This window comes from Streptomyces sp. NPDC039424, assembly GCF_055639495.1.
Genome location: NZ_JBVKAI010000004.1, coordinates 401,531 through 413,455 on the forward strand (window position 1 = coordinate 401,531; position 11,925 = coordinate 413,455).

General features: G+C 71.5%; 9 protein-coding genes. 6 read left to right on the forward strand and 3 right to left on the reverse strand.

What is annotated here, in order from left to right; translation table 11 throughout:
• Positions 1-141: 141 nt before the first annotated feature.
• Complete coding sequence (locus ACZ7L0_RS13130) at positions 142-1,158, reverse strand: aspartate-semialdehyde dehydrogenase (protein WP_471242529.1); 1,017 nt, start codon at positions 1,156-1,158, stop codon at positions 142-144.
• Positions 1,159-1,513: 355 nt separating this feature from the next.
• Between ACZ7L0_RS13130 and ACZ7L0_RS13135 the strand changes: the two genes are divergently transcribed.
• Positions 1,514-2,047 (forward strand): RNA polymerase sigma factor, encoded by a 534-nt coding sequence (locus ACZ7L0_RS13135; RefSeq protein ID WP_471242530.1) that lies wholly within the window; start codon positions 1,514-1,516, stop codon positions 2,045-2,047.
• 1 nt (position 2,048) lies between these two features.
• Positions 2,049-2,792 carry a hypothetical protein gene (locus tag ACZ7L0_RS13140; RefSeq protein ID WP_471242531.1) on the forward strand — a complete coding sequence of 248 codons (744 nt, stop codon included), beginning with the start codon at positions 2,049-2,051 and terminating at the stop codon, positions 2,790-2,792.
• A 64-nt stretch (positions 2,793-2,856) separates the two neighbouring features.
• Here ACZ7L0_RS13140 and ACZ7L0_RS13145 read toward each other — a convergent pair whose 3' ends face one another.
• Complete coding sequence (locus ACZ7L0_RS13145; protein WP_471242532.1) at positions 2,857-6,180, reverse strand: S8 family serine peptidase; 3,324 nt, start codon at positions 6,178-6,180, stop codon at positions 2,857-2,859.
• Between the two features lie 308 nt (positions 6,181-6,488).
• Here ACZ7L0_RS13145 and ACZ7L0_RS13150 point away from each other — a divergent pair, with 308 nt between their 5' ends.
• From ACZ7L0_RS13150 to ACZ7L0_RS13160, 3 genes are all read left to right on the forward strand, one after another.
• Entirely contained in the window at positions 6,489-6,953 is a 465-nt protein-coding gene (locus ACZ7L0_RS13150; RefSeq protein WP_471242533.1) for an NUDIX hydrolase, read from the forward strand.
• Positions 6,954-7,200: 247 nt separating this feature from the next.
• Positions 7,201-8,997 (forward strand): TIGR03767 family metallophosphoesterase, encoded by a 1,797-nt coding sequence (locus tag ACZ7L0_RS13155; protein ID WP_471242534.1) that lies wholly within the window; start codon positions 7,201-7,203, stop codon positions 8,995-8,997.
• 93 nt (positions 8,998-9,090) lie between these two features.
• The gene (locus tag ACZ7L0_RS13160) at positions 9,091-10,245 is read left to right on the forward strand and encodes a serine hydrolase domain-containing protein (RefSeq protein WP_471242535.1); all 1,155 of its coding nucleotides are present in this window, start codon (positions 9,091-9,093) and stop codon (positions 10,243-10,245) included.
• A 4-nt stretch (positions 10,246-10,249) separates the two neighbouring features.
• On the opposite strand, the gene ACZ7L0_RS13165 is transcribed toward ACZ7L0_RS13160, so the two are convergent.
• Complete coding sequence (locus ACZ7L0_RS13165; protein ID WP_471242536.1) at positions 10,250-10,852, reverse strand: TetR/AcrR family transcriptional regulator; 603 nt, start codon at positions 10,850-10,852, stop codon at positions 10,250-10,252.
• An 86-nt stretch (positions 10,853-10,938) separates the two neighbouring features.
• On the opposite strand from ACZ7L0_RS13165, the gene ACZ7L0_RS13170 reads away from it, so the two are divergent.
• Complete coding sequence (locus tag ACZ7L0_RS13170; protein ID WP_471242537.1) at positions 10,939-11,760, forward strand: SDR family oxidoreductase; 822 nt, start codon at positions 10,939-10,941, stop codon at positions 11,758-11,760.
• Positions 11,761-11,925 lie beyond the last annotated feature (165 nt).

Sequence of the window (11,925 nt, forward strand, 5' to 3'; positions counted from 1 at the left end):
GGTTGCGCCATCCTTCCATGGGACCACCACACGGGGCGACGACTACCAGGGGCTCCGCCCCCTGGCGGGTCCGAAGCCCGCTTTCGGGCATGCGAAAGGGCGGCCACCAAGTAAGTGACCGCCCTTCGGACGCTACGGGCGTCAGCGCTTGAGTTCCGCCGCCACCAGCTCCGCGATCTGGACGGCGTTCAGCGCCGCGCCCTTGCGGAGGTTGTCGTTGGAGATGAACAGGGCGAGACCGTGGTCCACCGTCTCGTCGCGGCGGATACGGCCCACGTAGGAGGCGTCCTTGCCGGCCGCCTCGAGGGGGGTCGGGATGTCGGAGAGGGCGACCCCCGGCGCACCGCCCAGCAGCTCGGTCGCGCGCTCCACACTGATCGGACGGGCGAAGCGGGCGTTGACCTGCAAGGAGTGCCCGGAGAAGACCGGGACGCGGACACAGGTGCCGGAGACCTTCAGCCCGGGGATCTCCAGGATCTTGCGGGACTCGTTGCGGAGCTTCTGCTCCTCGTCGGTCTCGTTCAGACCGTCGTCGACGATCGAACCCGCCAGCGGCAGCACGTTGAAGGCGATGGGGCGCTTGTAGACCTGCGGCTCGGGAAAGTCGAGCGCCTCCCCGCTGTGGGTCAGCTTGTCCGCGTCGGCGACCACCTTCTGCGCCTGCCCGTGCAGCTCCGCCACGCCCGCCACACCGGAGCCGGACACCGCCTGGTAGGTGGCGACGACCAGCGCTTCCAGGCCCGCCTCCTCGTGCAGCGGCTTCAGGACCGGCATGGCGGCCATCGTCGTGCAGTTCGGGTTGGCGATGATCCCCTTGGGCCGGTTCACCGCCGCGTGCGGGTTCACCTCGGACACCACCAGCGGCACCTCGGGGTCCTTGCGCCACGCCGAGGAGTTGTCGATCACCACGGCACCCTGGGAGGCGACCTTCTCGGCCAGCGCCTTGGAGGTCGCGCCGCCCGCGGAGAACAGGACGATGTCGAGACCGGTGTAGTCGGCGGTCGCCGCGTCCTCCACCGTCACCCCGTCCAGCACCGACCCGGCCGAACGGGCCGAAGCGAACAGCCGCAGCTCGGTGACGGGGAAGTCACGCTCCGCGAGGATCCTGCGCATGACCGTGCCGACCTGACCGGTGGCTCCGACGATTCCGACCCTCACTGCGACTCCTTCGTGTGACTTTCGGGTGCCCCCTGCGTGACGGGGGCCTTTCCATCATGCGGTCGCCCCTGGCCCGCGTGTCCAATTCTTTGCCGCGCGTGCCCGAGGGATGGGACGCGATCATCGTGCGGCCGGTTGCGGTCCTGCCGTCCGCACCGCGCTGAGCTGGAGGAACTTCCCCGCCGGGCGCTCCCCGCCGCAAGCTGTGCTGCCCCGCCCCTGCCCATCGCCGCGTCGCCCACACAGCGGTGTGACGTACGCCTCTGCCCGCCCCCGGAAAAAGAGGACCGCACCCGCCGAACGTTTCACCTCCCCCCGGCGTCCTAGGAGAAACGCGGCGAGGGGAGGAGCGGCTGTGCTGCGCAGAAAGGCCCGCCGCGGCCAGGGGGCGGACCACGCTGGGGACGACCCGCTGGACGCGGCACAGGAACGCCGGGTGCGGGCGGTGCTCGCGCTGGGCGGGGTACCGCAGGCGGACCTGCCGGACGGGGTGCAGCAGGTCCGCCTGCGGCTGCTGGAGCGGGCCGCGAACGGCCAGGAGGCACCGCGCGACGTGTCCGCGTGGGCGGCGGTCGTCGCCTCCAACCTCGCCATGGACTGGCACCGCGCCAAGCGCCGCCAGGAACGGCTCGGGGAGCGCCTGGCCTCGTTCCGGCAGGCGGAACACCCCTCGGGCGAGGACACCAGCCTGCTCTCCCTCGCCGTCGCCCGGGGCTTGGACGACCTGCCCGACGGCCAGCGCCAGATCCTCGTCCTGCGCTTCTACGCCGACCTGCCGGTGCGCGCGATCGCCGAGGAACTCGGCATCCCCGAGGGCACCGTCAAGAGCCGGCTGCACACGGCGGTACGGGCGCTGCGCGTCCGCCTGCACGAGGACGAGGTGGTGTGACGTGACCGCCGAACACGACGGCTACGACGAGGCCCGCGACGCCGACGGCGACCTGGACGCGCTGATGGCCGTCCTCACCGGCGAGCCGCCCACCGACGAGGCCCGCGCCGACGCCGGTTTCATGGCGGAACACCGGGCGGCCTCGGCGGATGTGGCGCTGCTGCGCGAGCACCTGGGGATCATCGGCGACGCGCTGGCCGCGGACCCTGCCCCCCGGCCCCGTCCCGCGCCGCGACCCGTCCGCCCCCGGGAGCGCTGGCTCCGCCACCCCGGTGTACGGGCCGTGTCCCTCGGCACGCTGATCACGGCCGCCGTGGCCTCCGCCGTGCTGGGCATGGGCTGGCTCGTCGCGTCGAACAACGGCCTGGACGACAGCGGCAGCGGCGCCAGTGACAAGTCGGCGAACACCGACAGCCGCGCCGCGGAGGACGGCCGCCTCGCCTGCGCCCGCCTCCTGGTCGAGGGCGACATCACGAAGGTGCGGCGGGTCTCCGGCACCGGAGAGGACCGCGTCACCCTGCGCGTGACCCGCTCGTACATCCCCGAGAAGGGCAAGGACGAGGTGACCTTCCTGGTGGCACGGGAGATCGTGCCCGACGCCCGGCCCGGCCAGCATGTCCTCGCCGGCATCCGGAAGGGCGCCACGAACCCCGACATCTGGCTCACCGACAGCACCGAGATCACCAGCGAACGCGCCGCCCTCACCGAGGAGCTCTCCGAGCTTCAGCCCGGGACCTGCGAATGAGGAATGCGAATGAGAAAGGGGCGGGCGCCCGCCAGGACGCCCGCCCCCACAGCCGTACGAACCGCTACGGCGTGACCTTCTCGATCTTCACGCTGCCCACGCCCGCGACCGTGCCGCGTGCGTTGACCAGCTGGACCTGCCCGAAGAACTCACGTCCCGCGGGGGCCTCGGCGGCGGCCGTGACCTGCCCGGTCACCGTGGCCGAGTCACCCGTGCCGAGCTTCACCGGGGCCGAGCCGTCGACCGTGACGGTGCCGAGCGCGGAGGAGAAGAACACGTCCCGGTAGTCGTAGTCGGTGGAGCCCGACGGGACCGAGTAGCCCACGACCTGGATGGTGTAGGTGCCGGCGGCGGGCGAGGCGACGGAGACCGCCTCCTCCGAGTCGCCGTCCGCGGACTGCGCGACCTGCGTGCCGTTCGCGTCGTACACCGTCAGGTCGAGGTCGGCGGCGGCGTCGGAGACGTCGCCGATGGCCACGTCCAGCGACTTGGCGCCCTCGGGGACGGTGACCGTGGTGGTCTGGGTCTCGCCCTCCTTGACGGCGGGCCGGGCCGTCTTGGAGGAGCCGAGCGGACCGCCGACCGGCTTGCCTTCCAGGGCGGCGTACTTGTTGGTCACCTTCCAGGAGGCGGCGGCCGGGGTGCCGACCTTGGCCTCGGGGACGGTCACGGTCGCCGGGTCGAAGGCCGCGCCCAGGACGGTGAGGTCCAGCTTGTACGGGTTGTCGAGCAGCGGCGAGGTGCGGCGCGACTCGACCTCGATCTCCCAGACACCGGCCTGCGGGTCGGCGTACGACCGTACGTCGGGCTTGCAGCCGTTGCCGTCGAGGTAGTTGTTGTAGCAGTACGGCGTCGAGGTGGTGTCCACCGGCGTGCCGTAGGGGTGGATCGCGATGAACCGCGTCTGGCTCTTGCCCTTCAGCCCGCCGATCGCGACCTCCAGCGACCTGGCGCCCTCGGGCACGGTCACGAAGTACGACCGCGAGCTGTTGCGCTGCACGGAAGCCGACGCGGAGAAGGTGTACTTCGCCGGGGTCGACACCACGACCGTGGTGAGGATCTGCCGGTCGACGCCCTCCGTCTTCGGGTCGTCGAGCTCCAGGATCGCGCTCTTGATGCCCGCCGACCTCGGCGCCGCCCGCACCTTGACGGTCACCGGCTCGTTCAGCGGCAGCCGCACCACGTCGTCGCCGACGATCCGGAAGGTGCCACCGGCGTTGTTCTCGAAGTGCAGCTCGTGCCGGACCGCCCGGTCGGGGCCGGAGGTACGGGTGATCGTGACGTCGTACGTCTTCTTCGCACCGGCCTTCAGCCCGCCCTCGCGGTCGTACAGGCCCGTGCCGTAGCCCGGTGTCTTCAGCGCGTCGTCGATCGCGGTGTCGACCGGGGCCTTCACGGCGTACTCGTGCGCGCCGGCCTCGTCCTTGACGGCCTCCCACGCGTCCACGATGTCGATCCGGCCCGCGCCCTCCTCGTACGCCTGCACACCCTTGATGTGGTCGGCGGTCGAGGTCAGCGCCGTGCGCAGCGCGGCGGGCGTCAGCTCGATGTGCTTCTGCTTGGCCGCGCTCAGCAGCAGCGCGCTCGCGCCCGCCGCCTGCGGGGACGCCATCGAGGTGCCCTGGAGCATCGAGTAGCCGGCCGGGAGCGAGTAGCCCGCCTCGGCGACCGGGGCACCCGGCAGCCAGGTCTGGGTGGTGTTGATCGCCGCGCCGGGTGCGACGAGGGTCGGCGTGAAGCCGCCGTCCTCACGCGGTCCGCGCGAGGAGAAGGGCAGCAGCGCGTACTTCTTCTCCACCTGCGAGCCGTAGTTGGCGGCCCAGGTGGCCTTGGAGATGCCCGCGCCGACCGAGATGACCTTGTCGGCGAGGCCCGGGTCGCCGATCGTGTTGGCGCCCGGACCGGAGTTGCCGGCCGAGATCACCAGTTGCACGCCGTAGGTGTCGATCAGCCGTGTGTACAGCTCGGCGCGCGCGTTGTTGCCGTCGTTCAGCGCCGGGAGACCGCCGATCGACATGTTCACGATGTCGACGCCCCGGCCCGCGACCAGGTCGATCATGCCCTCGGTGAGCGCGACGTTGGTGCAGCCGCCGCTCCAGGTGCAGGCCCGGGAGGAGACGATCTTCGCGCCGGGAGCCGCGCCGTTCATCTTCCCGCCGAACAGGCCGTTGGCGGCGGTGATGCCGGCGACGTGGGTGCCGTGCTCGGACTCGATCACGCCGATGTTGACGAAGTCGGCCTTCTTGCCGACCCAGGACCCGCCGTAGGGGTCCATCGGCACGTCCTTGCGGATCTGCACGACGAACGGCTGCCGCTCGACGACGTCGGTGGCCGGGTCGTCCGTCCCGAAGTAGCCGACCTGGTAGCCGTCCTTGTACGGCTTCATCGGCGTGTCGTCGCCGAAGTCGTAGTCGTTGTCCAGGTCGACGCGGACGGTGCCGTTCGCCGCGTCGTACAGCACGCCCCAGGAGTCGGTCGTGTCGCCGTCCCGGTTCGCGTCACCCGCCGCGTCGCCGCCGGTGGTGTACGACTCCTTGAACGTGCTCACCTGGTACGAGCCGGAGGGCGCCGTCCAGGTCTTCCCGCCGTAGCCGAAGCTGGGGCCGGACACGGCCGTCACCATCGGGCGCCAGGTCTGGTCGCTGTCGACGATCGGGTCGGTCGCGGTCACCCAGTCGACGATCTTCCGCTCGCCGGTGGTGGTCTTCCGCAGCGCCGGGTGCCCGAGGTCCACACCGGAGTCGAGGATGCCGATGGTGACGCCCCGGCCGTCCGCCTTCGGGTGGTCCTGGACGAAGTCGACCGCGCCCGTCTCGAAGGAGGGGTTGTACGGGTTCTCCGCCGGGGTGTTCTTGTTCGGCGCGGAGTAGGCCGTCTTCCCCGCGGCCGAGCCGGCGCCCTTCGCGGTGTCCGCGCTCGGCGTCGGGTCGTCGAGCTGGATCTCCTGCCGCAGGTCGATGGCGTGCACCGAGGACAGCTTCGCGGCGGCGGCGATGGCCGAGTCCGCCCTGCCGGTCGGGACGGTCGCCCGGACATAGCCGAGCCTGTCGTACGTACGGCCCACCGAGCCGCCCTTGACCGCGTCCAGCTCCTCGGCCACCTGCTCGGTCCGGCCAGGAGCGGTCGCGATCATCATCGTGACGTTCTTGGCGCCGGCCGCCTTGGCGCCGGCCGCCTTGGCGTCGGCCAGCAGGCCGGCGTCGTCCGCCCCGAGCTTGTCGTGGGCCGGCTTGGCGCCGGGGTCCGCCGTGGCGGGGGAGTGGTGCGCGGCGAGGGCCAGGGGTATCGGCCCGGCCGCGGAGAGCGCGGCCACCACGCCGACGGCCACGGCCAGGCGGGCCAGGCGTCTGACGCCGGGTATGGGTTCGCGCTGGGGGGTGAGGGTCATCTGCATCCCTTGTAGGTAAAGGAACGGTGCTCACGGATCGTTGGTCGCGGCAGCGGATTCGGTGCCGGACGAGCGCACAGCTTTGCCCAAGGGGAAGATGTTTGGGGAGTGTTGACTCCGCGGGGATGGACCCATGGCGTACTTCCGCCACACGCCATGGGGGATTTAGGGTGCTAAATGCCCGTCTTTCGTTGCGTGTTCACCAAGTATTCCGGGTGAGTGAACGCGGATAGTGGCGGGACGCCTTCGCACGGTCGCCGCCGGAATACTCACCGGCCGATCCGGACCGGGCAGGCTAACGTCCCGGCATGCGACAGAAGTTGAGGGTGGCGGCCTACGCCGTGTGTGTCCGCGACGGACAGATCCTGCTCGCCCGCTCACCGGCCCCCGACGGCACGCCGGAGTGGGTGCTCCCCGGCGGTGGCATGGAGCACGGCGAGGACCCGTACGACACCGTCCGCCGGGAGCTGACCGAGGAGACCGGCTACCAAATCGAGGTCACCGGTCTCCTCGGCGTGGACTCCTCCCGCCACGTCTTCGGCCGCCGGGGCCTCGGCCGGCCCCCGACCGACCACCACGGCGTGCGGATCATCTACGAGGGCCGCGTCACGGGCGGCGAACTCCGCAACGAGGTGAACGGCTCCACCGACCTGGCCGCATGGCAGGACCTGTCCGCGGTACCCGGCCTCACCCGGGTCCGTCTGGTGGACATCGCCCTGCGCCTGTGGCGCGAACGCCCGGCGGCCGGACGGGTGCTGGGCGAGGCCGAGTAGCGGGGCCGGGACCCCTCCCCTACCCCGTCAGATGAACGAGGAGTAACCACGTCCCGGCCACCCGCGGACCGCTCCATGGCCACCCCCGGTACGCCGAGATCCACGTACGGTGATCGGCGCTGCCCGTTGCCGTCTCGTTCACGCGCAGGTCATCCCCGGTGCCAACGATCCAGAGCGAGCGGGATGTTCGCGACAGCGACCGCCCGCGACCACTGCCGACGCAGTTCGCACTCGGGGAGATCGCGCCATGTCGCGCATACGCTCTGTCGCCGCCTCCGCCCTGGGGGTCAACCGCCGTACCGTCCTGGCCACCGCCGGGGCGCTCTCGCTCTCCGGAGGCGTGGGGTACGCCCTGCGCCCGACCGAAAGCCAGGCCGCCACCCACACCACGACGACCCACCAGGCGCCGGTCGCCAACTCCCTCCCCCAGTCTCGACTTCGCTCGACCGGGGGGACCCCCATGGCCCCGGCCCCGCCCCTCGCCCCCTACACCAAGGGCACGACCGTCGCGAGCGTCGCCGCACCCCGCAACAGCTCCGGCTACCGCCGGCTCGGCGACGGCCCCGGCTGGAAGCGCGTCGTCAGAAGCGACCTGGCCGCCCCCAAGTCCGGCCGCGCGGACCGCCGTACCGCCCTCGCCGCCTTCGTGCAGTTCACCGACCTGCACCTGATGGACGTCCAGCACCCCCTGCGCCTGGAGTTCCTGCGCTCCACCGACCCGCACGCCTGGCGCCCGCACGAGGCGCTGACCGTGCAGGGCGCCATCTCGCTCGTCGAGCGGGTCAACGCGCTGCGTGGCGCCCCCGTCACCGGTGCCCCGCTCCACTTCGTCATGACCACCGGCGACAACACCGACAACAACGCCCACTCCGAGCTGGAGTGGTTCATGAAGGTGATGAGCGGCGGCCGGATCACCGCCAACTCCGGTGACCCCAAGCACTACGAGGGCGTGCAGAACAGCGGCCTGAAGCTGTACTGGCAGCCCGACTCCACCCTCCGCGACGGTGACAAGACGCTCGGCTTCCCGCACCTCAAGGGCTACCTGGCCGCCGCGATCCGGGAGGCCCGCAGCCCCGGCCTCAACCTGCCCTGGTACTCCACGGTCGGCAACCACGACTCGCTGCCGCTGGGCTGCTACGGCTCGCACGGCGACACCTACCTCGCCCAGGCGGCCATCGGCGGCAAGAAGCTGCTGAGCGTCTCCGCCGCCGAGGCCAAGAAGCTCCAGGACGCCATCAAGAACGCCAAGGACCCGAAGGGTGTCCAGTACCGCGACTTCCTCAAGGCCCACACCCGCTCCATGCGCTCGGTCACCCCGGACGAGAAGCGCGCCCCCTACACCCCGGCCGACTACCTCAAGGCCCACCTGGACCCGGCGAACCAGGGCCTCGGCCCGGTCGGCCACGGTTACTCCTCCGCCAACGTGGACGCGGGCACGCAGTACTACGCCTTCCGCATCTCCGACGACGTGATCGGCATCAGCCTGGACACCACCGACCCCGGCGGCCACTACGAGGGCTCCCTCGGCACCGCCCAGCTGAACTGGCTGGACAGGACCCTCACCCAGAACAAGGACTCCTACGCCGTCGTCTTCAGCCACCACACCAGCAAGACGATGACCAACACCCGCCCCGACCCGGCCCGCCCGTCCGAGCGCCGCCACAACGGCGCCGAGGTGGTCTCCCTCCTCGCCCGCCACGCCAACGTCCTGGCCTGGGTGAACGGCCACATCCACAAGAACGTCATCACCCCGCACGCCGCCTCCGGCAACCGCTCCTTCTGGGAGATCTCCACCGCCTCCCACGTCGACTTCCCCCAGCTCGCCCGCGTCATCGAGCTGGTCGACAACAAGGACGGCACCCTCTCCGTCTTCACCACCCTCGTCGAGTCCGCCGCCCCGCACCGCACGGACTACACCGACCTCTCCCAGACGGGCCTCGCCGCCCTCTACCGCGAGCTCTCCTACAACGCCCCCGGCGCCAACAAGGCCCTCGCGGGCAACGCGGCCGACCGGAACACGGAACTGGTGCTCAAGAAGGGCTGAAAGCAACCCAACCGGCCCACAGCGAGGCAACCTTCGCGTGCGGGATAGGGTCCCTCCCGGCGACCGAGCTCAACAGCCCAGCTGGGGGAAGACATGCACGTACGCACGCCGCTGGTGGGAGTCACGGCCGCCCTGGCCCTGTCGGTGACCCTGGCGGGACCGGCCCTGGCAGCCGCTCCCGCCGCCCACCACTCTGCCGCCGAACACTCCGCCACCCGCCGGGCCGTCGAGGCGGCCGTCAGATCCGGCGTCCCCGGAGCGACCGCCACCGCCAAGGACGCGCGGGGCTCCTGGTCCACCACGGCCGGCGTCGGCAACACCCGCACCGGCGCCCCGCGTTCGGCGGACGACCGCTACCGCGTCGGCAGCATCACCAAGACCTTCGTGGCGACCGTCCTGCTCCAGCTGGAGGCGGAGGGCCGCCTGTCCCTGGACGACACGGTGGAGAAGTGGCTGCCGGGCGTGGTGCACGGCCACGGCCACGACGGCCGCGACATCACCGTCCGCCAGCTCCTGAACCACACCAGCGGCATCTTCAACTACACCGCGGACGACGACTTCGCCCGCACCTACTTCCTGAAGGACGGGTTCTTCGAGCACCGCTACGACACCCGCACCCCGAAGCAGCTGGTGGCCGTCGCCATGCGCCACAAGCCGGACTTCGCGCCGGGCACCTCCTGGAACTACTCCAACACCAACTACGTCCTGGCCGGCATGGTGATCAAGAGTGTGACGGGCCACTCCTACGCCCAGGAGATCACCCACCGCATCATCGGCCCGCTGAAGCTGACGGCCACCTCGGCCCCCGGTACGCGGGTCACGGTCCCGAGCCCGAGCAGTCGCGCCTACAGCAAGCTGGCCGAGACGGCGACCGGTCCCACGTACGACGTGACCCGGCTCAACCCCTCCCTCGCCTCCTCGGCGGGGGAGATGATCTCCGACTCCGCCGACCTCACCCGCTTCTACAGCGCCCTCCTGCGCGGCAGGCTCCTCCCGCCGCGGCAGCTGAAGGAAATGAAGACCACGGTGAAGGTCGACGCCATTCCCGGCGCCCGCTACGGCCTCGGCCTCATCGACCGCGAGCTCGGCTGCGGCGTGCACGTCTGGGGCCACGACGGCGGCATCCACGGCTCCTCGTCCTCGGCGACCACGACGGCGGACGGCCGCCACGCCCTGGCGTTCAACTTCAACGGGGACTGGACGGGGGACAGCGACGCGGTGGTCGAGGGGGAGTACTGCGGCAAGTGAGCCGCTAGCCATCTCCTTTGACCTGGAGGGAGTCCAGCCAGTCGATCAGCCGGGCTCCCTCCTTCGTCATGATCTCCGGATCGCGCAGGGCGTTGGTCAGCAGCGACATGCCCTGGTACGCGCCCACCAGCGTCAGCGCGAGCCCGTCCGGGCCGGGCAGCCCCAGCTCGCGGAACTGCCCCTCCACCCAGTCGAGCAGCCGCCGCACCACCTGGCCGGCCTCGGCGTCCAGCCCGCCCTCCTCCCGCTTGTCCAGTTCCGCGGCCAGCGTCCCGGTGGGGCAGCCGAAGCGGGCGGCGAGGTCGCGCTGCTCCACCCAGCCCCGCACCAGCGCCTTGAGGCGCTCGCGAGGGTCGGGGAGCCGTGCCAACTCGGCGGTGACGGCATCGAGTTGCCGGGAGTGCTCGGCGAGGGCCGCCGCTACGAGGTCGTCCTTGGTCTTGAAGTAGTAGTAGACGTTGCCCGTCGGCACGTCGGCGGCGCGCGCGATGTCGGCGATGGTGGTCCGCTCCACGCCCTGCCGGTGCACCACCTCGGCCGCGGCGGCCATCAGCCGGCGTCGCTTGGCCCCGGCGGCCTTCAACCTCGCGTTCTGTGAGTCAGTCACCCGACTGACTATAGGCGGCTCCTTGTGCTACGGTCGTCCCGACGGCTACTTAGTCAGTCAACTAACTCACTAGCAGGGGGATTGCCATGATCGTCGTGACGGGCGCCACGGGCAACGTCGGCCGGACACTGGTACGGCTGCTGACGGAGGCGGGGGAGCGGGTGACCGGCGTGGCCCGGCGCATCACCGGGGCCGACGTCCCACCGGGCGCGCGAGCGGTCGCCGCCGACCTGGGCGAGGCGGGCGCTCTGCCCCTGGAGGGCGCCCGAGCCGTGTTCCTGCTGGTGGCCGGGGAGGACCCGCAGGGCATCGTGGGCGCCGCCAAGGCGGCGGGGGTGCAAAGACTGGTCCTCCTCTCCAGCCTGGGCGCCGGCACCCGCCCGCAGACGTACGCGCACGCCGCCCGCTTCGAGGCGGCCGTACGGGAATCGGGCCTGGAGTGGACGATCCTGCGCTCCGGCGGCCTGGCATCCAACGCCTTCGCCTGGGCCGAGCCCGTACGCCTCCACCGCACCGCCGCCGCCCCCTTCGGCGACGTGGGCCTGCCCTTCGTCGACCCCGACGACGTGGCGGCGGTCGGCGCGGTGGTCCTGCGGGCCGAGGGCGCCGCCCACGCCGGGGCGACCTACACCCTGACCGGCCCCGCGCCCACGACCCCGCGCGAACGGGCGGCGGCGCTCGCGGCGGCGCTGGGGGAGCCGGTCCGCTTCGTGGAGCAGACGCGGGGGGAGGCCCAGGCGCAGATGTCCGCCTTCATGCCGCCGCCGGTGGTCGAGGGCACGCTGGCGGTCCTGGGCGAGCCCACCCCCGAGGAGCGGCGCGTCAGCCCGGACGTGGAGCGGGTTCTGGGGCGGGCGCCGGGCTCCTTCGCGGCGTGGGCGCAGCGCAATGCGGCGGCCTTCCGGTGAGCGGCGGGAAAGCCTTGGCGGAGTGATCGGCCACGCTGTGACGGGCCCGGCCTCGCGTCACGCATCGGACTCCGATACGAGACGCCGTGTTCATCCGTACGAAACGTCCGTACCGCCTCATATCGGCTAGCCCGCTGTTCACGGGTTTGGCGCGATTTCTATGCA